The organism is Pseudosporangium ferrugineum (assembly GCF_003002065.1).
Classification (GTDB): Bacteria; Actinomycetota; Actinomycetes; order Mycobacteriales; family Micromonosporaceae; genus Actinoplanes; species Actinoplanes ferrugineus_A.
This window is the reverse complement of sequence record NZ_PVZG01000023.1, coordinates 26,355-45,600: the sequence shown is the minus strand read 5'-3', so window position 1 is coordinate 45,600 and position 19,246 is coordinate 26,355. Positions and strand designations below refer to the sequence as shown.

General features: G+C 73.3%; 22 protein-coding genes. 10 read left to right on the top strand and 12 right to left on the bottom strand.

Annotation, left to right across the window (positions count from 1 at the left end; genetic code table 11):
• Window positions 1–13 precede the first annotated feature (13 nt).
• Complete coding sequence (locus CLV70_RS32940) at window positions 14–1,042, top strand: glycoside hydrolase family 26 protein (RefSeq protein ID WP_211303986.1); 1,029 nt, start codon at window positions 14–16, stop codon at window positions 1,040–1,042.
• Window positions 1,043–1,091: 49 nt separating this feature from the next.
• Here the strand turns inward: CLV70_RS32940 and CLV70_RS32935 are convergent, their stop codons facing one another.
• Both CLV70_RS32935 and CLV70_RS32930 read right to left on the bottom strand, forming a co-directional pair.
• Entirely contained in the window at window positions 1,092–2,447 is a 1,356-nt protein-coding gene (locus CLV70_RS32935; RefSeq protein ID WP_106130536.1) for a hypothetical protein, read from the bottom strand.
• Between the two features lie 38 nt (window positions 2,448–2,485).
• Window positions 2,486–2,932, bottom strand: a complete 447-nt coding sequence (locus CLV70_RS32930; RefSeq protein ID WP_106130535.1) for a MarR family winged helix-turn-helix transcriptional regulator — start codon at window positions 2,930–2,932, stop codon at window positions 2,486–2,488.
• A gap of 62 nt (window positions 2,933–2,994) precedes the next feature.
• On the opposite strand from CLV70_RS32930, the gene CLV70_RS32925 reads away from it, so the two are divergent.
• On the top strand, window positions 2,995–4,542 hold the full coding sequence (locus CLV70_RS32925) for an MFS transporter (protein WP_245908616.1): 1,548 nt from the start codon (window positions 2,995–2,997) through the stop codon (window positions 4,540–4,542).
• Window positions 4,543–4,711: 169 nt separating this feature from the next.
• Window positions 4,712–5,479: a hypothetical protein gene (locus CLV70_RS32920; protein ID WP_106130534.1), complete on the top strand. Its 768-nt coding sequence runs from the start codon at window positions 4,712–4,714 to the stop codon at window positions 5,477–5,479.
• Window positions 5,480–5,483: 4 nt separating this feature from the next.
• On the opposite strand, the gene CLV70_RS32915 is transcribed toward CLV70_RS32920, so the two are convergent.
• Genes CLV70_RS32915 through CLV70_RS32905 form a run of 3 tightly spaced genes read right to left on the bottom strand, consistent with a single transcriptional unit; the run spans window position 5,484 to window position 7,957 of the window.
• Window positions 5,484–6,281, bottom strand: a complete 798-nt coding sequence (locus tag CLV70_RS32915) for a hypothetical protein (RefSeq protein ID WP_106130533.1) — start codon at window positions 6,279–6,281, stop codon at window positions 5,484–5,486.
• Window positions 6,278–7,138, bottom strand: coding sequence for a hypothetical protein (locus CLV70_RS32910; protein ID WP_106130532.1), 861 nt, complete (start codon window positions 7,136–7,138; stop codon window positions 6,278–6,280). The genes CLV70_RS32915 and CLV70_RS32910 overlap by 4 nt, the downstream gene beginning before the upstream one ends.
• A 6-nt stretch (window positions 7,139–7,144) precedes the next feature.
• Window positions 7,145–7,957: a carbon-nitrogen hydrolase family protein gene (locus CLV70_RS32905; RefSeq protein WP_106130531.1), complete on the bottom strand. Its 813-nt coding sequence runs from the start codon at window positions 7,955–7,957 to the stop codon at window positions 7,145–7,147.
• Window positions 7,958–8,043: 86 nt separating this feature from the next.
• Between CLV70_RS32905 and CLV70_RS32900 the strand changes: the two genes are divergently transcribed.
• On the top strand, window positions 8,044–8,985 hold the full coding sequence (locus CLV70_RS32900; RefSeq protein ID WP_245908615.1) for a GlxA family transcriptional regulator: 942 nt from the start codon (window positions 8,044–8,046) through the stop codon (window positions 8,983–8,985).
• Between the two features lie 168 nt (window positions 8,986–9,153).
• Here the strand turns inward: CLV70_RS32900 and CLV70_RS32895 are convergent, their stop codons facing one another.
• Together CLV70_RS32895 and CLV70_RS32890 are read right to left on the bottom strand one after the other, a co-directional pair.
• Window positions 9,154–9,636 (bottom strand): nitroreductase/quinone reductase family protein, encoded by a 483-nt coding sequence (locus CLV70_RS32895; protein ID WP_245908613.1) that lies wholly within the window; start codon window positions 9,634–9,636, stop codon window positions 9,154–9,156.
• A gap of 54 nt (window positions 9,637–9,690) precedes the next feature.
• Window positions 9,691–10,533, bottom strand: a complete 843-nt coding sequence (locus CLV70_RS32890; protein WP_106130528.1) for an oxidoreductase — start codon at window positions 10,531–10,533, stop codon at window positions 9,691–9,693.
• A gap of 64 nt (window positions 10,534–10,597) precedes the next feature.
• Between CLV70_RS32890 and CLV70_RS32885 the strand changes: the two genes are divergently transcribed.
• The 4 genes from CLV70_RS32885 (at window position 10,598) to CLV70_RS32870 (ending at window position 12,821) form a co-directional block, all read left to right on the top strand.
• Window positions 10,598–11,182: a TetR/AcrR family transcriptional regulator gene (locus CLV70_RS32885; RefSeq protein ID WP_106130527.1), complete on the top strand. Its 585-nt coding sequence runs from the start codon at window positions 10,598–10,600 to the stop codon at window positions 11,180–11,182.
• 75 nt (window positions 11,183–11,257) lie between these two features.
• Complete coding sequence (locus CLV70_RS32880) at window positions 11,258–11,653, top strand: hypothetical protein (RefSeq protein ID WP_106130526.1); 396 nt, start codon at window positions 11,258–11,260, stop codon at window positions 11,651–11,653.
• A 312-nt stretch (window positions 11,654–11,965) separates the two neighbouring features.
• Window positions 11,966–12,451, top strand: coding sequence for a hypothetical protein (locus tag CLV70_RS32875; protein WP_106130525.1), 486 nt, complete (start codon window positions 11,966–11,968; stop codon window positions 12,449–12,451).
• Between the two features lie 4 nt (window positions 12,452–12,455).
• Complete coding sequence (locus CLV70_RS32870) at window positions 12,456–12,821, top strand: hypothetical protein (RefSeq protein ID WP_245908611.1); 366 nt, start codon at window positions 12,456–12,458, stop codon at window positions 12,819–12,821.
• Between the two features lie 10 nt (window positions 12,822–12,831).
• On the opposite strand, the gene CLV70_RS32865 is transcribed toward CLV70_RS32870, so the two are convergent.
• Entirely contained in the window at window positions 12,832–13,680 is an 849-nt protein-coding gene (locus CLV70_RS32865; RefSeq protein WP_106130524.1) for an alpha/beta fold hydrolase, read from the bottom strand.
• Between the two features lie 96 nt (window positions 13,681–13,776).
• On the opposite strand from CLV70_RS32865, the gene CLV70_RS32860 reads away from it, so the two are divergent.
• On the top strand, window positions 13,777–14,127 hold the full coding sequence (locus CLV70_RS32860) for a winged helix-turn-helix transcriptional regulator (protein ID WP_245908609.1): 351 nt from the start codon (window positions 13,777–13,779) through the stop codon (window positions 14,125–14,127).
• A gap of 51 nt (window positions 14,128–14,178) precedes the next feature.
• Here the strand turns inward: CLV70_RS32860 and larC are convergent, their stop codons facing one another.
• From larC to larE, 3 genes are read right to left on the bottom strand one after another with little or no spacing between them, the layout of a single operon-like run.
• A complete protein-coding gene (larC, locus tag CLV70_RS32855; protein WP_106130523.1) occupies window positions 14,179–15,396 on the bottom strand; it encodes a nickel pincer cofactor biosynthesis protein LarC in 1,218 nt (405 codons plus the stop codon).
• On the bottom strand, window positions 15,393–16,073 hold the full coding sequence (larB, locus tag CLV70_RS32850; protein WP_106130522.1) for a nickel pincer cofactor biosynthesis protein LarB: 681 nt from the start codon (window positions 16,071–16,073) through the stop codon (window positions 15,393–15,395). Before larB ends, larC begins: the two co-directional genes overlap by 4 nt.
• Window positions 16,066–16,887: an ATP-dependent sacrificial sulfur transferase LarE gene (gene larE / locus CLV70_RS32845; RefSeq protein WP_106130521.1), complete on the bottom strand. Its 822-nt coding sequence runs from the start codon at window positions 16,885–16,887 to the stop codon at window positions 16,066–16,068. The genes larB and larE overlap by 8 nt, the downstream gene beginning before the upstream one ends.
• Window positions 16,888–16,974: 87 nt before the next feature.
• On the opposite strand from larE, the gene CLV70_RS32840 reads away from it, so the two are divergent.
• Window positions 16,975–18,060: a LacI family DNA-binding transcriptional regulator gene (locus CLV70_RS32840; protein WP_106130520.1), complete on the top strand. Its 1,086-nt coding sequence runs from the start codon at window positions 16,975–16,977 to the stop codon at window positions 18,058–18,060.
• Here CLV70_RS32840 and CLV70_RS32835 read toward each other — a convergent pair.
• Window positions 17,961–19,208 carry a lactate racemase domain-containing protein gene (locus CLV70_RS32835; RefSeq protein WP_106130519.1) on the bottom strand — a complete coding sequence of 416 codons (1,248 nt, stop codon included), beginning with the start codon at window positions 19,206–19,208 and terminating at the stop codon, window positions 17,961–17,963. The two genes, CLV70_RS32840 and CLV70_RS32835, sit on opposite strands and share 100 nt — an antisense overlap.
• Window positions 19,209–19,246: the final 38 nt, after the last annotated feature.

The following is a 19,246-nucleotide window of genomic DNA, read 5'->3' as shown; positions in this document are numbered from 1 at the left end:
CCACCCTTCCCGCATGACCATTGACAAGGAACACCGACCCGCCAGGTCCCGTCGCGCCGTACGGGGCGTCGCGGTGGGAATGTTCCTGGCCGCGGCTGCCGCGGTCACGGTGACTCAGACCAACGCGTTCGCCTCCAGCGACGAGCGGGCCCGCAAGGCCCCGCCCGCGAAGGCGGCGCCGGCCCCCGCGGCGAAGGCCCGGGCGCCGCGCGCGGTGCCCCTGGTGCCTGCCCAGGGCGCGCTGCTCGGGCACTACTACGGCAACGGTACGGTCGCGCAGACCGACCAGCGGATCGGGCGCAAGCCCACCGTCCACCTGACGTACTACGACTTCAAGAACGACGACTGGATCAAGTCGTCGGTCAACACCAGGGACTTCGCCGAGGGGCGGATCCCGCTGGTGAACGTTGAGCCCAACAACGTCAACTTCACCGACATCATCAACGGCCGGTACGACTCGATGCTCAAGCGGCGGGCCGACGACGCCAAGGCGCTCGGCAAGCAGTTCTTCATCGACTTCGCCGCGGAGATGAACGGCGACGAGGGCTGGGGCAACCACAACCCGGCCAACTACATCGCCGCGTGGCGCCACATCCACGACATCTTCGTCGCGCGCGGGGCCACCAACGTGGTGTGGGCGTGGTGCCCGAACAACGAGGACTCCGAGGATTCCCCGCCGGCCATGAACTACTACCCCGGCGACCAGTACGTCGACTGGACCGGCATCGACGGCTACAACTGGGGCACCTCGGACCCGGACTTCGAGTGGCAGACGTTCCGGCAGGTCTTCGCGCGGCTCTACCCCCAGCTCGCCGCGAAGAACAAGCCGATCATCATCGCCGAGATGGCCTCGGACGAGGCGGGCGGCAGCAAGGCGACCTGGATCAACGAGATCATCCCGACGCTGAAGAACACCTATCCGCTGATCAAGGCGGTCGTGTGGTTCGACGTCGACAAGGAACGCCACTGGCAGATCAACTCGTCCTCGTCGGCGCTGTCGGCGTACCAGAAGATGGCGAAGGACCCGTTCATGAACCCGTGACGCGCCCCCGGTGCTGCCCGGAGGGGATGCCGGGCAGCACCGGTTCCGGTCAGCCGCGCCATTCCGGCGCGGCCATCGTCACGACGGTCCTCCCGTCGTGGCGGGGCGGGCGCACGGTGACGAGGAACCGGCGGCGGTGGCCGTCCTGCTCGCGGAAGACGAACATCCACCGGCCGTTGGTGGTGTGGTATTCGCACGACATCGCGGCGAAGTCCGGCACGGGAACCTCGATCTCCGCGCAGTGATCGTGGATCGCCACGCAGGCGGCGTCGAAGGCCTCCCGCGCGGTGTGCCGCCCGGCCGAGGGCTCGGGGGCCGGGGCGTCGTGCGCGGCTTCGCCCCGGGCGGCGACGCGCTGCCACAGTCCGGAGACGGCCGCGCTCAGCGCGGAGTAGGCGGCGTTGCCGAGAACCCCGGACCCGATCGCCAGCGCTACCCAGGTCAGGGCCTCCTCCGGTACGCCGGTGAGCGCGCCGTACCGCATCTTCCACAGGTGGCGGTAGAGCTCCCGGGCGTCGGTGAGCTCCGCCAGCCGGCGCTGGTCGTTGCCGAAGGCGTACTGCGGCACGGTGGCGCGCAGCACCGGCAGGGCCTCCTCGTCCAGGCCGTGGCGCAGCAGGGCCTCCGCGAGCGCCCAGTCCTCGTGCACGTCCGACGCGTGCGGGTCGCGATCGTCGGTGGCGTGCGCGAGCGCGGTGAGCAGGCTCCTGTCGCCGAGCCGGTCCAGCAGCGGGATCAGGGCGCCGCGGGCGGTGCGGCTGCCGAGATACACGAGGTCCAGCAGGGTCCGGTGGTCGGCAGCCTCGGCGGCGGGCCGCACGAGCAGTTCGCGGGCCGCGCTCACCCGGCGCATCGCCAGCCGGCGGACGGCCTCCCGGTCGCCGCGTTCCCACAGCAGCCGGGCCAGCACGTTGCCGGCCGCCGACGAGCGGTGCTTCTCGTACGCCTCCCGCAGCGCGTCCAGGTCGCCCCGGTCGCCGTGGAGGTCCGCGAGCAGTTCCTCCCCGCGCAGGGTGAGCCGCAGGTCGCCGGCCGCGGTCGTCTCCCGCGCGATCGCCAGCGCCCGCTCGACGTGGCCCGTACGGGCGAGCGCCCGCGCGAAGCTGATCCGCGGCGGGCTCCGCCACTCGTGCACCGGCAGCGCCTCGATCTCCGCCTCGGCGGCCTCGACGCCCCGCGCGGCGATGAGCAGCTCGGCCAGCCGGACCACCGCGAGGTCGCTGCGGGCCGCCAGGCGCCGCAGCATCTCCTCGTCCCGCAGCAGGAACGCGAGCTCGGGAGCGCGGTCGTCCCAGCCGGCCCGGTGGTCGACATGTGAGCGCAGCATGGCCGCCGCCTCGTCGTGCTCGCCGACCCGAGCCAGCACCAGCGCCTCGTCGAGGTAGTCCCGCCGCCACGAATCCATGGTGCAGATTGTCGCCGAGCCGGCGACGGCGGGTGAGCCTAGAGGGTGGAGATCTCCTCGCCCGCCGGTGCGGGCTCGGTCATCCGGTGCAGCCAGGCGTTGACCACGGCGAGTTCCTCGGCGGTGAAGCCCGCGGACAGCCGGGCCTCGACCGCCTGCACGGACGGCAGCGCCTCGGTCAGGCGTTGCCGGCCGGCGTCGGTGAGGAAGACCTGCTGGGAGCGGCGGTCCGAGGGGTGCGGCCGGCGTTCGACCAGGCCGGCGGTCTCCAGCCCGGCGAGCATCTCGTTGGCGGACTGCCGGGCGGTGGAGACCTCGCGCGCCACGTCCGCGACGGTCAGGCCGGGCTTCTCCTCGAGCATGAGCAGGGAGGCGAACTGCGCGACCGACAGGTCGTGGCGGGTGAGCTCCTCGGACACGGCCCCGCGCAGCGACAGCCAGGCGTGCCGGACGAGGAAGGTCGAGCAGGGGCCGAGGTTGGTCACTTCACCATTGTGCACGCGGCCACGATTGACAGGAACCTGTCATTTGACGGATAGTGGGCCGCATGACCGTCAGGGACCTGTCAACCAGGGTACGGCAGCGCCGCGTGCTGTCCGTGCTCGTCTTCGCCGCCGTCCTCATCTGGATCGACACGACGATCCTGGGCATCGCCCTCGAACGCCTCGCCGATCCGGTCGGCGGCCTCAACGCCACCCCGGGCGAACTCCAGTGGGCCGTGGGCGCCTACTCGCTGCTGTTCGCCACCGCGCTCTTCGCCGCGGGCGCCCTCGGCGACCGGTACGGCCACCGCACGATCCTCGTGATCGGCATCCTCTGCTTCGGCGCCGCCTCGATCTGGGCCGCCTGGGCCGGCAACGCCACCAGCCTGATCTTCGCCCGGGGCCTCATGGGCCTGGGCGGCGCGCTGATGATGCCGACCTCGATGGCGATCATCGGCGTCACCTTCACGCCCGAGCGCCGGGCCGGGGCGATCGCCGCCTGGTCCGCCTCCAGCGGCGTCGGGGTCGCCCTCGGCCCGCTGATCGGCGGGGTCCTGGTCGACCACTTCTGGTGGGGCTCGGTGTTCCTCGTCAACCTGCCGGTGGTCGCCCTCGCGCTGATCGGGATCGCCCTGTTCGTACCGAATCCGCGGCAGGAGCAGCGCCGCCGGCCCGACCCCGCCGGGCTGGTGCTCTCCACCGCCGGGCTGGCCGCGCTCACGTACGGGCTGATCGAGGCCGGCCAGGACAACGGCTGGGGCACCCCGCGCGTCTGGGGACCCGTGCTCGCCGGCCTGGCGCTGCTGGCCGGGTTCATCGTCATGGAGTGGCGTTCGCGCAACCCGTCGTTCGACCCGCGGCTGTTCCGTAACCGCCGGTTCAGCGCCGGGAACGCCGCCATGGCCGCGCTCTTCTTCGGCATGACCGGCCAGATGTTCTTCGGCAACTTCTATCTGCAGGGCGCCCGCGGCATGACCGCGCTCGAGACCGGCCTGACCTTCCTGCCCGGCGCGGTGGGGGTGGCGTTCGGCTCGGGGCTCGGCGCCGGCCTGGCCCGGCGCTACGGCGTGGGGCCGGTCAGCGGGATCGGCCTGCTCGTGGTGGCGGCGACGTTCCTCAGCAACCTCACCTTCGGTCTGCACACCTCGCTGCTGATCTTCTGCGCGATCGGCCTGGTCAACGGCGTGGCGATGGGCTGCTCCATCGCGCCGGCCGTGACCGCCGTCATCGCCGTGCTGCCGCCGGACCGGATGGGCGCGGGCTCGGCCATCAACAACACCGTCCGCCAGGTCGGCAGTGTGCTCGGCATCGCCCTGCTCGGCACGGTGCTCACCTCGGCGTACCGGGACGGGATCGCGCCGGCGCTCGCCTCGTTCCCGGAGGCCGCGCGCGACGCCGCGTCCCCGTCGGCCGAGCACACCCGGGCGGTGGCGGACGCCCTGCGCCGCCCGGACCTCGCGGACGCCGCCAACGACGCCTTCATCTCGGCGATGCACGAGACGGCGTTCTGGGCCGCCGTCGCGGTCCTCCTCGGCGGCATCCTGATCCTGGTGGCCTTCCGCAAGCCGCGGGCCGCCGTACCGGAGCCGGAGTCCGCCCTCGTCGGAAGCTGACGCCCGGCCGCGGCCCGGTGCCCACCCCACCGATCGGCGGAGTGGGCACCGGGGTTTCCCATGTCGTCCCTTGTGGACATTCAAGGTCGGCCCACTGCACAGAAATCATTGAACTTCAATGGGTTCTCCTACTGCCGCGCGGCGATCGTCGCCGATACGCTTGCTCCCCGTGACGATCTGGTACGCCTCCGCACGGGCCCGATGGACGCTGATCGGTGCCGCCCTCGGCAGCGTCGTGCTGCTCGCCGCCACCGCGATGGCGTTGCAGCCGGACGAGCCTGAGCAGGTGCTGGCCTATCCCGTGCCCTGGGAGCCGCCGTCGGCCGCCGCACCGCCGATCTTCCCGTCGGTGCCGGGCGGGCCGGGCATCGTGCCGATCCTGCCGACGAGCACGCCCCCGGCCGGCGACGCCCCCACGGGCAGCGCCCCGGGCGGCGCCGGGCCGACGGGACCCGCCAGCACGAGCGTGGCTGTCACCCGGCTGCCCGCGACGCACCGGCCCACCACGCCCCCGCCGTACGTGCCTCCGCCTTACGTGCCCCCGACGTACACGCCCCCGCCGCCGTCCGGGCCCAACCTCAGCCTGCGCTACGACGGGGGAGCGGACGGGTCGAGCAAGGCGTACGGCCGCAGCTTCAAGGACGTGCGGGACGGGAACATGGGCACCTTCTGGTCCCCGATCGGCACGACCGGCGAGATCTCGGTCAAGTGGACCTCGCCGGTGACCCTGTCGCGGATCCGCATCCGCGAGGCCCCCGGCGGCGGCCGCATCGGCTCCTGGCGGCTCCGGAACCACGACAACGGCGCGATCCTCGCCTCCGGCAACGGCGCGGGAACCATCACGTTCGGGCGGGTCACCCTCCGGAAGATCACCTTCATCGTCCTGGACGCGGCCGGCACGCCCCGGGTCGGCGAGTACGAGACGTACGCCCACTGACGGTTCAGCGGGTCCGCCAGCTCTTCGTGGCGCTGATCCACTGCAGGATCGGGCCGTCGCCCTGGCGGAAGTTCGCCTCGTAGAACCAGAACGGCGCGCCCGCGTCGGTGACGACCAGGTGCCGGGCCCGCCCGTTGACGGTGAGGTCGACCTCCACCTGGAAGCCGGTCCGGAAGGTGGGGCCACCCGCCGACAGCACGTAGACGGGGATGGTGGCGGTCGTGCCGGCCCGCAGGTCGAACGTTCCCTCGCCGACCGGCTTGTCCATCACGATCGGCGCCACCGACGGCGCCGACTGGTCGGCGAGCCGCACCACCGGCGTGCTGTAGGTCAGCTCGCCGGTCCCGAACGGGAAGGGCTCGTTGAAGGTGGGCTCCCAGGGAGCCGGGCCGTCCGGCGTGGCGCAGGAGGCCACGGCCGAGAGGGGGGTGTGCTCCCGGCGTACGGTGACGATCGAGACCTTGTCGACGCTCAGCTGGACGGTCCGGGCGGCCCGGAACGCCACGGCCAGCCGGCCGACGATCGCGGGAACGCCGCCGAGGCCGCGCATCGCGGCCATGGCGGACCGGCAGGAGTCGGCGGGCGGCGCCGCCGACGGATCCAGCTTCCCCGGAAAGACCACGATCTGGTACGGCTCGAGCGCGGCGGTCAGCGTCACGGGCTCCTCGGGGCGGGATGCGGACGGCTGCGGCGCGGTCCCGGCGGGCGCCGAGCGCCGGGCCGCCACGACGCCGACCACCACCGACGGCACGAGAAGAATCGCGGCGGCCAGCGCCACCCGCCGCAGGACCGCCGGGCTCATCGCGGCGTCTCGGCGAACGGCTGACGCCGGCAGTCGGTGGGGCAGACCTTCTTGAGCGGCTCCCGGGTCAGTCCTGCCGCATCCCAGATGAACGCCTCCCGATACGAGGCGCTGGCGCCCGTGACGCGCATGGGCCGGCGCTTCGGATCCAGGTCGAGGGTGCGGGCCTTGCCGTTGACCACGTAACCGACCTTCACCAGCCACTCGACGGAGTCCTTCGCCGCGTGACCCACCAGGTTGAACCGCAGCTTCTCGCCGGCGGCCAGCTCCACGCCGTGCGCGTCGAGGAATTTCCCGGCCGGCTTGCCCCGCTTGTCGAGCGTACGGGCGTCGAGGTCCACGCCGTCGAGGTCGAAGTGCAGCTCGATCGGGCCCTCGGCGAGACCGCCGGACGGTCCCATGACGACCAGGGCCGCCGAGGGCGCCGGCGTACGCTTGCGCACCTCGGCCCGGATCGAGGTGATCAGCGCGGTCTCCTTGCGGGCGTTCTCGATCGTGATCGCGGTCGCGCCGCGCGCCACCCGGACGGCGCCCTCGCGGATCAGCCGGCCGGACACGGCGCCCGAGCCGGAGGGCCCGCTGAGCACGGCCGCCGGCAGCACGTGATCGAACGCGAACGCGGTGCCGTCCAACGTCTCCGGGTCGCCGGCGTCGTCGTACACGACCAGTGGGCTCGCCCCGACCACGTCCTTGGCCTGGTCGGCGATCGGATCGAACCCTCGGGTGACCACCAGCCCGGTGACGGTGGCCAGCAACCCGCTCGCCCCGACCAGCGCGGCCACCCCGGGCAGGAAGCGACGGCGCTGTCCGGCCGCGGGCTCGACCGCCGCACGCTGCTTCTTCCGGAGTCTGGGCATGCGCCATTATGGACGGAAAGGCTCCTCCGCGCTGCCCCGCTCCGGCTGTTCACGGACGTAGCGGGGGTAGGTGGTCTTGGCCGTCCGGGCCACGGTCAGGTCCGCGTCCACCGTGACGAACGGCTCGTCCGGCCCCGTCGTCGCCAGCACCGTGCCGTCGGGGTCGATCACCCAGCCGAGCCCGCCGCAGTCGAGCCCCGAACCGCCCGGCGACCACTGGTTGGACGAGACCGAATACGCCCCCGAGCAGACGGCCGCCGTGCGCCCGCCGGCCAGCCACTTGTCGAGCGACTCGTAGGGGGTGGCACGGGGCAGGCACAGCACCTCCGCTCCTTCGCGCCCGTAGTGCCGGGCCCATTCCAGGAACCAGAGCTCGGTGCACAGCTGTACGCCGGCCCGCGCCTCCCCGGCGTGGCAGAGGTCGAAGGACAGGTCGCCGGGGTCGTACCAGGTCGCCTCCCAGAAGCCGGGTTCGTCGGGCAGATAGTGCTTCTCGCGGATGCCGGTCGCGCCCGCCGCCGGAGTCCACACGAAGGCCTGGTTCCGGCGGCTGCCGGTGCTCCCGACGATCGGCCGGGACGCGATCACCGCGGCGGCGCCCAGGCGGCCCAGGCGCTCGACCGCGGCGTCGTGCTCCTCGACGCTGCTCTGCCAGCGCGCCGGGTCGACGGCGGCGTCGGCGGCCAGCCAGTCGGAGAAGGGCAGCTCGGGCAGGACGACGAGCTCGGAGCCGGCGCCGGCGACGTGATCGGCGAGCGCCGCCAGGGCGTCGTCGCGGTGCCCGGGGCGGTTGTCGAGCTGGCAGACGGTGATTCTCATGGGATGAGCCTGGCGGCGGTCGCGGCCGGGAAGAATGTCCGTACGGACGGAAAACCCTCGGATCGGGACATCGGGAGGTGGCGCCGGTGCACCGGGTGGGGCTGCTGGCGTACGACGGGATGACGCTGCTCGACGCGGCCGGCCCGGTCGAGGTGCTGCACGAGGCCGACGCCGGCCGGGGGCGGTACGCGATCACGGTCGTGGGGCCGGAACGGGGCTGGGTGCGTACGTCCAGCGGGGTGAGAATGGCCGTCGACGAGGCCGCCGCCGGGCAACGCTTCGACACCCTCCTCGTGCCCGGCGCCGACGGACCTCCCCTCCTCGACCCGGCCCTGATCGCCACCGTGGCCCGGCTCGGCGCGGCGGCGGGACGGACGGCCGCCATCTGCACCGGAAGCTTCCTGCTGGCCGGGGCGGGCCTGCTCGACGGCCGCGCGGCGACGACCCACTGGCGCTACGCCGAGGTGCTGCGGCGCCGGCATCCGGCGGTCTCGGTCACCCCGGACGCCCTCTTCGTCCGGGCCGGCACGGTGTTCACCTCGGCCGGCGTCAGCGCCGGCATCGACCTCGCGCTCGCCCTGGTGGAACTCGACCACGGCCCGCACCTCGCCCGCGACGTGGCCCGCACCCTCGTCGTCTTCATGCAGCGCCCCGGCGGTCAATCACAGTTCTCCACCCGCCTCGACGTACCGCCGGCGCGGGCCGGCACCCTGCGCACCGTCCTCGACGCCGTCACCCGCGACCCGGCGGGCGACCACACGCTGACCTCGATGGCCCGCGCGGCCGGGGTGTCGCCGCGCCACCTCACCCGGCTGTTCCGCACCGAACTCGGCATGACCGCCACCGGCTTCGTGGAACTCACCCGCATCGAGGCCGCCCAACGCCTCCTGGTCGACGGCGCCTCCGTCACGGCCGCGGCCCGGGCCAGCGGCTTCGGCAGCGACGAAACCCTGCGCCGGGCATTCTTCCGCCGGCTCGGCGTGCCCCCGACCACCTACCGCAAACGCTTCGGCACGACCGGCCCCTGATCGTTCGCGAGCATACGGCCGACCATTCCGGTCGCCTGCCCGATGGCGTCACCATCGGAGTTGACGAGCGCCTCGTGGTGATTCCACGGCGGCTGCTGATCGCCGCTAAGCCCGATATCCCGAGTTCCTGCGGTTCTTCGTTCGGCGGGGAATGCACGCTTCCGTTCGTCAGTGGCCGGGGGCTTCCTCGAATTCGACGCGGAAGGCCGGGTAGCGGTCCGCGATCGCCGCGAAGGCGGTGACCGGGGCGTGCCGGTCGACGGGGACGTGGGGGCGGGCGCCCGGGACCTGCGTCACGAATTCTTTCAGGATGGGGGCGCGGTCGGGCTCGGGGATCTCGATGAGGCGGCAGGGGCGGGCGCGGCGGTGGCGGATGACGGCTTTTCCGTTGGCGGCGCGTACGTTGCGGACCCAGTTGCATGAGCCGCCGAGCATCGGTACCAGGTACCAGTTTCCCTGCCAGGCGGTCATGCCGAGGGGGAAGCGGGTGGTGTTGCCGGTGGTGCGGCCGGGGACCTCGAGGGTGATCCAGCGCCGGGAGGTCAGTCCGGCGCCGAAGACCGCTGCCCACAGGCGGGCGAAGCGGCGGGCGGTGGCGTCGGCCTTGCCGCCGGCGTACATGGCTCGCAGTCTGTCGTCGCTGATGAACACACCTTGGACGGTAGGGGGCCGGGGCGGCGGTCCGTAGGTGCGAAAGGCCCGTATCTATCCCGCGGTCAGCCGCTCCGAGACCGTCCACAGGCGCCGGGCGACCGTCTCGTCGCGGGCGGCCCGGGAGCGTCCGACGAGTTTCGGCGCGCCGCGGCCCTGGAGGAATCCGCCCGGCCCCGCGTAGCCGCCGCCCGGCATGTCCGCCACCGCCGCGTACAGGATCGGCAGGGCGCCGTCGTCCTCGCTCTGGGCGAAGCGGGTGAGCAGGGACGGTTCCCGGTGTCCGAGCAGGTTCGTGGCGGCCATCCCGGGATGCGCGGCGGTGGCGAGCACCGGCGACCCGGCCGCGGTCAGGCGTCGCTGCAGTTCGGCGGTGAAGAGCAGATTCGCCAACTTCGACTGCGCGTACGCCGGGAACGCGCGATAGGGCTTCCGCTCCCAGCTCAGGTCGTCGAAGTCGATGGTGCCGGCCCGGTGCCCGGACGACGACACGGTCACCACCCGGCCCCGGATCCGCGGCAGCAGCAGGTTGGTGAGCGCGAAATGCCCGAGGTGGTTGGTGCCGAACTGCATTTCGAACCCGTCCACCGTACGCCCGAACGGCGGCACCATCAGGCCGGCGTTGTTGATGAGCAGGTCGACCGGTTCGGTGAGGTCGCGCGCGAATCGGCGTACCGACGAAAGGTCGGCGAGGTCGAGCCGCCGCACCTCGGTCTCGCCGGTCATGGTCGCGGCCGCGGCCCGGCCCTTGTCGAGGCTGCGGACGGCGAGCACGACGCGGGCGCCTCTGGCGGCGAGCTCGCGCGCGGTGACCCGGCCGAGGCCGCTGTTCGCCCCGGTGACGACCGCGGTGCGTCCGGTCAGGTCGGGAATCTGCGCGGCGCTGAATGTTGTCATGGTCAACAATGTATGCGGTGACAACAATGGTGTCAACGGCAACATGGTCGACTAGGATCGGCGGGTGCCCTCGTACCATCACGGAAACCTCCGGGCGGCCCTGCTCGCCGCCGCCGAACGCGGCCTCCGCGAACACGGCGCCGACCAGCTGTCGCTGCGCGAACTCGCCCGCGAGGCCGGCGTCAGCCACGCCGCCCCGCGCCGCCACTTCGCGGATCGCCAGGCCCTCCTCGACGCCCTCGGCGAAGCCGGCTTCGCCCGCCTGGACGACGAACTCCGCGCGGCCCTCACCGGCGCGGGCCCCGGCTTCGTCCCCCGCCTGCACGCGGTGGCGGCGGCCTACCTCCGCTTCGCGACCGAGGACGCGGCCCTGCTCGAGCTGATGTACGCCCGCAAGCACACCGAGGGCGCCGACCGCCTGGTCGCGGCGGCCGCCGCCCCCTTCGGCCTGATGAACGACCTGATCATCCAGGGCCAGACGGAGAACATCCTCGAACCGGGCGACCCCCAACGCGTCGGCATCGTCTTCTTCGCGACCCTCCAGGGCATCGCCACCCTGATCAACGGCAACCTGGTCGCCCCCGACCTCCTGACCGGCATCACCGAAACCGCCGTCGACCAATTCCTCCGCGGCTCCCGCCGCCGCTGACCCGGCCCGTCGACTCCCGCAACCGTTGTCCGGCACGATGGTGGAACGGCGGCGAAGCCGGGCACTTGGATCGCAATGACCGATGTGGACGGCGAGCCGACCTCCGTCCCGGTGGATCTGTTGGTCCCGGAGAACCTCGCTGCCGGCCGTGGCCGGCGGTCCGCCAACCTTCCCGAGGACGGCAAGAACGCGGCGCGCTGGACGCCGGCACTTGAGGCCACCATCTTCGATCACACCGTCATGCCGATCGCCAGCTTCGAGCCGGAGGTCGATCCTCGCGGGATGAGCATCCGGATCAAACCGGAGGACAGGCCCTGGCCGGGGCGCTGTCCGATGCCGAGATCCGAGCACTGGCTCCCGCCTACATCGAGGCGCTGCTGGCCGCCTACTCAGTTGGATCGTGAAACGCTCGCTGTTCAGCTGACACCCACCTCCACAACGACCGCGACTACAGCGGCCCCGATGCGGTGATCGCCGTGTGCCGGTCGGCGAGGTCGAGTGCCGTGCATCGGTGGCCTTGGCTGTTACCGTCACGACGATGGACAGCGGCGACGCCCGGACAACGCGGTGACCGCTCGCCCCCGGCCGCCACACGACGCAGGCGCCGCCAACGCCGATGCGTCGCCGTCGAGCCGTCGCGGGCGAGACGGCAGGGGCACGCCGTCGGCCGCGAGTGCCGCCCAGGCGCAGGAAGCGATCGCCGGATTCGCCCGCGCCGGGCGCGCTGGGGCAGGGCGTAGGTCACCGGGTCCCGATTCCGCCGCCGACAGACTGCGCACGGTCATGGACCGGTACGACCGGCTCGGGGACGAACCGCCGCGGTTCACCATCGCCGGCAACGATCGGGCTCATGGGGACATCGGCGCTCACACGATCGACCGGCACAGCCCCGACATTCCGCTGCCCAGGGACCCCGGCGCCAAGACCGTCGAGGGCCGGATCTACGGCGACACCGGGTGGGATCGGCCGGAGAGCTGGTCGTACCGGTGGACGGACCCGTCGGTCATGAATCGCACGGTCCGCGACTACGTACGCGACAACTGGGAAGCCATCCGCAGCGACCTTGCGATGTTCGATACGCACGAGGGCCGGTTCGATGCCAGGCACCGGGTGGGGGAGGGCTACTACAACAGCGGGATGTACGGCGCCGGTCCGCGGGCTGCGCGGTACGCGGAGACCAGCTTCGTCGTCGTCCGCATCAAGGTGGTGCCGGGCTCGGACCCACCGCAACCGTTCATCGTCACCGCGTTTCCCTCGGGGCTACTGTAGGCCGATGGACACCTCCGGCCTCCCCGAGCCGCTGCGCGCGCGGATGGCGCAGGTCGATGCGATGCCCGCGCTGGAGACGGCCCGGGATTTCCTCAGTGGCTTCCTCAGCGACGCGGGCAGCCTCCCGGAGGTGCGCGCCGAGCTGACTGAATTGGCGCAGTCCAACACCCGCGCGCACCACCGCTATCTCCGGGCTCTGGAAACGCTGCTGTCGGAGCCGCAGCCGCCCGGCACGTTGCTGCAGCTTGTCGAGGGTTACGGCAATTGGAGCCTCGACCACGACCCGACCGATGCCGGCGCCGCCGCGTTCCTCGCGGACCTGGTGAGCATGCTCCGTGAGGTTGTCAAGCAGGCGGAACGACAGCCCTGAGCGGTTGCTGTCAGGCGGTGCGGGCGTGGGCGGTGAGGAGGCGGGCGAAGGCTGCCGGCTGGTCGATCGGGGTGATGTGGCCGCAGTCCTCGAGGATGTGGGCGGTCAGGCGGGTGGCGAGGGGTTCGAGTTGGCCGGCGGTGGCCGGGCCGAGGACGCCGCCGCCGAGGGTGAGGGCCGGTGGGGTCAGCTTTCCGGTGCGGGCCCAGGTGGCGGCCCAGTGGGCGGTGGCCGGCATCGCGCGGTAGTGGTCGAAGGCGTTGCGGAGGGCCTCCTTTCCCCGGTACGCCTCGACGATCGTGCGGGTGAGGTCGTCGGGCAGGCCGTGGCGGCTGCCGGCGGAGAGGAAGTGGCGGATGTAGCGGTCCGCCGAGTTTGCCAGGACGTCCTCGGCGAGGCCGCCGGGGGCCTGGTGGAAGCCGAACCACCACGGCGGTCCCTGCCGCAGGAAGTCCTCGGCGCCGGGTAGCAGGCCGATCAGTCCCTCGGAGAGGGTGAGGCTGGCGACCCGCTCGGGGTACGCCGCGGCGAGGGCGAAGGCCGGGGCGACGGCCAGGTCGATGCCGGCGACGTGCGCCCGCCGCTCGCCGAGGGCGTCGAGCAGCGCGGCGAGGTCCGCGGCGATCGCGTCGGCCCGGTAGCCGTGGGTGGAGGGGGTGCTGTCGCCGAGGCCGGGCAGGTCGGGGGCGATGACCGAGAAGCCCGCCGCGGCCAGCCGGGGTGCGACGTACCGCCAGATCGCGCGGGTGTGCGGGAAGCCGTGCAGCAGCAGGACGGCCGGCCCTCGCCCCAGGGTGTCCACGGCGAGTTCGACTCCGTCGAGCGGGATCCGGCGGGTGGCCGGGGTCGTCTGGTGCACGGTCGACTCCTTGGTTACGATTCGGAACGTGGTAACCGTAAGAGACTTCCGTTGAGCGGTGAAGAGGGCACTTTGCCGGCACCAGGTAACCCCGGGGTGACCCGAGGGGACCTGTTCGATCCGGCGTGCCCGACCAGGCTTCTGCTGGACCGGGTGGGGTCGCGCTGGACGACCATGGCGGTGCTGTCGCTGGCCGCGGCCGACGGCGAGCTCCGGTTCACCGAGTTGCGGCGGGCGATGGCCGGCGTCTCGCAGAAGATGCTGTCGCAGACCCTGAAGGCGCTGGAGCGGGACGGGCTTGTCTCGCGCCGGGTCGAGGCGAGCAACCCGCCGCGGGTCCACTACCGCCTCACCGAGCTGGGCGCGACGCTCGTCCCGCCGTTGCGGGGCCTGCGGGAGTGGGCCGAGCGATACATGCCCCTGGTCCAGGAGCACGCCGCCGGCTGAGGCCAGGCCGGGCGGCATGCCCCTGGTGCGGGAGCACGCCGCCGGCTGAGGTCAGGCGGGGCGGGTGTCGCCGGGGAGCTCGGCGCCCACGACGAGTCCGGCCGCCACCGCCGCGGCGGACGCCTCGGCGAGCAGCTGGCGTTCGGGGCGGCCGAGCCGGTGGGCCAGCGCGGCGACGTCGGCGAATTCCGGCATCACCTGGACGATGCGACCGCCGTGGTGGCCCAGCTTGACCGCCACGGTGCCGCCCGCCACGGCGAGGTCGGCGAACACGCGCGGGAGGGCGTACCGATGCATGGTGGTCCGGCGGACGCCGAGCGTGCTGGTGTCCCGGAAGATCCGGTCCCGGAGGGTCTCGGTCTTCCCGGGGTGGCACAGCACGCTGAGGGTGTGCGCGGGGCGGCCCTTCTTCATGACGATCGGCGTGAGCCAGGCGTCGGCGGCGCCGCACCGGAGCAGCCCGGCCAGGACCTCCGGCCACAGGCGAGGGTCGAGGTCGTCGACGTTGGCCTCGAGGAGGACGAGCGGTTCGGCGGCGGGAGCCGCGCCCGTGCCCAGGATCACGCGCACCACGTTGGCGCGTCCGGGGGTGTCCCGGCCGCCGGCGCCCACCCCGACCGCGCCCACCTCCAGCGACGGCAGGTCCTCGCAGGTCGTGGCGAGCGCGCGGAGCACCGCCATCCCGGTCGGGGTGGCGAGTTCGCCGGTGCCGCCCGACCGTACGCGCCAGCCCCGGGCGAGTTGCGCGACCGCCGGCACCGGGACGGGCAGCTCGCCGTGCGCGGTGCGGATCCGGCCGGAGCCGACCGCCACCTCTCCCGCGCTGAGCGTGGCGACGCCGAGGTCCTCCAGCGCGGCGCAGACGCCGACCACGTCGGCGAGCGAGTCCAGGGCGCCCACCTCGTGGAAGTGCACGTCGTGCGCGGGGATGCCGTGCACGTGCGCCTCCGCGTCGGCGAGGCGGGCGAAGACGGTGACGGCACGGTCGCGGATCCGCTCCGGCAGGCCGGCGCCGGCCAGGAGTCCGGCGATGGACGCCCACGTACGCCGCGGCGCGTCGTCGACCAGAACCTCCACCCGCACGTGTACGGCGTGCAGCCCGCCCCGGGTGACGGCGGCGGGGCGGAGGCGTACGGAGGCCGGAACGACCCGGTCCACGGCGTGCTGGACGGCCTTCAGGTCGGCGCCCGCGTCGAGCAGCGCCCCGAGCAGCATGTCGCCGGCGACCCCCGCGGACGCGTCGACCCACGCGTGCCGGTCGCCCGTCACGCCTCGGGTCCCGGGGCGGGGGCGGCGATCTGGGCGGCGAGGTGGCCGGCGCCGTACCCGTTGTCGATGTTGACCACGGCGACCCCCGGCGCGCAAGCGTTGAGCATGGTGAGCAGGGGGGCGAGCCCGCCGAAGGCGGCGCCGTAGCCGACCGAGGTGGGCAGCGCGACGACCGGGACCGCGACGAGGCCGGCGACGACGCTGGGCAGCGCGCCGTCCATGCCCGCCGCGACCACGATCGCCCGGGCACGGCGCAGGACGTCGAGCCTGCCCAGGATCCGGTGCAGGCCGGCGACGCCCACGTCGACCACCAGCTCGGTCCGCCGGCCGAGGTAGCGCGCGGTCAGCAGGGCCTCCCGCGCGACCGGTAGGTCGGAGGTGCCGGCCGCCACCACGACCACCGTCCCGCCGGCCGGTCCGGGCGGTTCGGGCGGCCAGGCCAGCAGGGCGGCGTCCGGGTCGTGGAAGGCGTCGGGCAGCTCGTCCCGTACGGCCGCGGCGTGCGCCGGCTCCGCCCGGGTGAACAGCGTGACGATGTCCGGCCGGTCGCGGACGGCGGCGGCGATCGCGGCGACCTGTCCGGGGGTCTTGCCCGCGCAGTACACCGCCTCCGGGTAGCCCCGCCGGGCGGTCCGGCCCAGGTCCAGGTCGGCGAGGCCGGCCAGCTCGTCAGGCACGGGCGATCCGCACGAGCGGAAGGGTGAAGGCGCCGGACTGCACGCCGGTCAGGTCCACGGTGGCGAAGCGGAAGCCCGCCGCCACCACGGCGTCGCGGATGGCCGTGCGCAGCGGGTCGGCGACCGCCCGGGGCAGGTCCTCGGCCGGCAGCTCGATCCGGGCGACGTCGCCGTGGTGGCGTACGCGCAGCTCCGTGAAGCCGAGCCGGTGCAGGGCCGCCTCCGCCCGCTCGATCTGGTGCAGCTTCTCGGGGGTGACGTCGGTGAAGTGCGGGATGCGCGACGCCAGGCAGGGCGCGGCCGGCTTGTCGGCGCACGGCAGGCCGAGGTCGCGCGCGATGCCGCGGACGGCGGCCTTGTCGAGTCCCGCGTCGGCGAGCGGCCGCAGCACCCGGTGGCCGGCGGCGGCGCGCGAGCCGGGCCGGTCGGGGCGGCGGGCGTCGTCGGCGTTCTCCCCGTACGCGACCGCGTCCAGCCCGTGCGCGGCCACGACCTCGTCGGCGATGCGGGTGAACAGCTCGTCCTTGCAGTGGAAGCACCGGTCCGGCCCGTTCGCCCGGTACGCCTCCCGGTCGCCCTCGTGGGTGACGACCTCCACGACCGCGGCGCCGATGTGCGCGGCGACCCGGTGCGCGGCGGCCCGTTCGCCGGCGGCCAGGCTGGGGGAGACGCCGAGGATCGCGACGACCCGGTCCGCCCCGAGCGCCCGTACGGCGAGCGCGAGCAGCACCGAGGAGTCGACCCCGCCGGAGAAGGCGACGCCCAGCCGGCCGAGGCCCGCGAGCCGGTCCGTGACGCCTGCCGTGTCGATCATGATGGTCCCCTCGCTGCCGAAGCCGGTTGCCGTCAGTGGCGCAGGTCACTAACGTCGGTGACGATCCCCCTGCCGTGGAGGTGGCGCGTGGACCAGCCGCCCAGGCCGCCGACGATCGACGACGTGGCGAAGGCCGCCGGGGTGGCATCCTCGACCGTATCCCGCGCCTTCTCCCGCCCGGGCCGGGTCAGCTTCGAGACCAGCGAGCGCATCCACCGAGTCGCCGCGGAGCTGGGATACCGCACCACGTCGCTGGCGCGGGCGCTGCCCGGCGGCACCACCTCGATGATCGCGCTGGCCATCTCGGACATCACCAACCCGTTCTACTACGAAATCATCCGGGGCGCCCAGAGCGCCGCGTCCGAGGCCGGCTACACGATCCTGCTGGCCGACACCCAGGAATCCGGCACGCACGAGCGCGCCACCCTGGACCGGGCGGTGGCGACGGTCGACGGCATCGTGCTGGCCACCACCCGCATGTCCGACTCGGCGATCCGGATGACCGCCAAGCAGCGGCCGGTGATCGTGCTCAACCGGGCGGTCAGCGACGTGCCGTGCGTGATCACGGACAACCCTCGGGGCGTACGCCGGGCCGTCGAGCACCTGGCCGAGCTCGGCCACCAGCGCCTCACCTACCTCGCCGGGCCCGAGGCGTCCTGGGCCGACGGCATGCGCTGGCGCTCGCTGCGGGAGACGGCCATGGAGCTGGAGCTGCACGTACGCCGGCTGGGCCCGTTCCCGCCCACCGTGGCCGGCGGCGCCCGCGCGGCGGCGGAGTTCGCGGCGCATCCGACGTCGGCGGTGGTCGCCTACAACGACCTGGTGGCCATCGGCGCGATCCGGGCGCTGACGGCGATGGGCGCGCGCATCCCGCGGGACGTCAGCGTCATCGGCTTCGACAACATCTTCACCGCCGAGCTGGTCACGCCGCCGCTGACCACCGTCGCCGCGCCGCTGGCCGCGATGGGGCGTACGGCGGTGGGCAACCTGCTCGCGATCGTCCGCGGCGCCCGCCCCCGGGCCCAGGCGCCGGTGACCCTGCCGTGCCGGCTTATCGTGCGCCGGTCGACGGCTCACCGCAGGCGGTACAGGACCTCCCCGGCCTGGGCGACGACCAGCGTGTCCGGGTCGGCGGACAGCGCGGGCAGGTCGACCGACGCCGGGTCGAGGTAGTCCAGGTTCGCGCCGCGGACCACCTCCTCGGGGATCCCGGTCGCCAGCGTCACCGTGACCCGCCCCCGCTCACCGTGCTCGGGGTCGTACGTGCCGGCGCCGCGAAGATGCGTCGAATGCGCGAGCACCCCCCAGTGGTGGTGCGAGAACCGGTCCCATTGCTTGAGGAAGTAGTCGCGGCAGTGGTAGCCGATCTCCTCGATCTCCGGGTGCATCGCCGCGATCCGGGTGATGTGCGGGGCGTACACGATGACCTGGCCGCCGTCCGCGACCACCGGCTCGACCTTGTAGAAGCCCTTCGCGCCGGTCCACATGTCGTCGTACTTGAGCGGGACCACCGAGACCACCCGGCGCACCGGGGCGTCGAGGTAGCGCACGTGGGTCCGGGCGGACACGTCGGCGCAGGCGGCCCACGCGGCCTCCGGCGTGCCGAACGACGCGGCGTGCAGGTCGCCGGTGCCGGACTTCACCACCAGGCACAGGGCCAGGCGCCGGCTGGGGATCATGGACGCGGCCCGGTCGATCAGGGCCCGGACCGGCGTGATGCCCCGGGTGCCGATGATGTCGGCGCTGGTGATGAGCGCGCCCAGCCAGTGCGAGAAGTCGATGATCTCCTGGCCGGCGACGCCCGGGAAGAAGTACTTGTTGCCGCCGGAGAAGCCGACCACCTCGTGCGGGAAGACCGGGCCGATGACCAGGCAGACGTCGTGCTCGACCACGGCCCGGTTGAGCGCCACGCGTACGGGCTCCTTCAGCCGCCCCTCGGACAGCTCGGCGACCCGGTCCGCGTCGATGTCGCCCAGCGTCACGAACGTCCCGGGCTTCCACCACTCGTGGTTGAGGACGGTGAAGCCCGGGTACGGGCCGCCGAGGTGCGCGTGCAGCTGCGCCTCGGTCATCTCGGCGTGCGTGCCGAGCGCGACCAGCACGGTGACCCGGCTCGCCCGGCCGTGGAGCGCCTCGTGCACCGTGGCGAGCAGCAGCGGCAGCGGGCAGCTGCGGGTCGCGTCGGGCACGATCAGGCAGACGCTGCGGCCGTCGAGGTCCGCCCCGGCCAGCGAGCGCAGCACGAATTCCCGCACCTGGCCGGCGTCGAGGAGCTCGTCGGGGCCGCCGATGCGGTCGGCGTCCGGCAACAAGTCGGTCATATCTGCACCCTCCGCCGGGACCGGCGCGGATGCAAGGA

Bases quoted from the DNA above. Each gene is read 5' to 3' on its own strand.
- CLV70_RS32940 (WP_211303986.1), top strand. From the start codon at position 14: ATGACCATTGACAAGGAACACCGACCCGCCAGGTCCCGTCGCGCCGTA.
- CLV70_RS32935 (WP_106130536.1), bottom strand. From the start codon at position 2,447: ATGGATTCGTGGCGGCGGGACTACCTCGACGAGGCGCTGGTGCTGGCT.
- CLV70_RS32925 (WP_245908616.1), top strand. From the start codon at position 2,995: ATGACCGTCAGGGACCTGTCAACCAGGGTACGGCAGCGCCGCGTGCTG.
- CLV70_RS32915 (WP_106130533.1), bottom strand. From the start codon at position 6,281: ATGAGCCCGGCGGTCCTGCGGCGGGTGGCGCTGGCCGCCGCGATTCTT.
- CLV70_RS32910 (WP_106130532.1), bottom strand. From the start codon at position 7,138: ATGCCCAGACTCCGGAAGAAGCAGCGTGCGGCGGTCGAGCCCGCGGCC.
- CLV70_RS32905 (WP_106130531.1), bottom strand. From the start codon at position 7,957: ATGAGAATCACCGTCTGCCAGCTCGACAACCGCCCCGGGCACCGCGAC.
- CLV70_RS32890 (WP_106130528.1), bottom strand. From the start codon at position 10,533: ATGACAACATTCAGCGCCGCGCAGATTCCCGACCTGACCGGACGCACC.
- CLV70_RS32880 (WP_106130526.1), top strand. From the start codon at position 11,258: ATGACCGATGTGGACGGCGAGCCGACCTCCGTCCCGGTGGATCTGTTG.
- CLV70_RS32875 (WP_106130525.1), top strand. From the start codon at position 11,966: ATGGACCGGTACGACCGGCTCGGGGACGAACCGCCGCGGTTCACCATC.
- CLV70_RS32870 (WP_245908611.1), top strand. From the start codon at position 12,456: ATGGACACCTCCGGCCTCCCCGAGCCGCTGCGCGCGCGGATGGCGCAG.
- larE (WP_106130521.1), bottom strand. From the start codon at position 16,887: ATGATCGACACGGCAGGCGTCACGGACCGGCTCGCGGGCCTCGGCCGG.
- CLV70_RS32835 (WP_106130519.1), bottom strand. From the start codon at position 19,208: ATGACCGACTTGTTGCCGGACGCCGACCGCATCGGCGGCCCCGACGAG.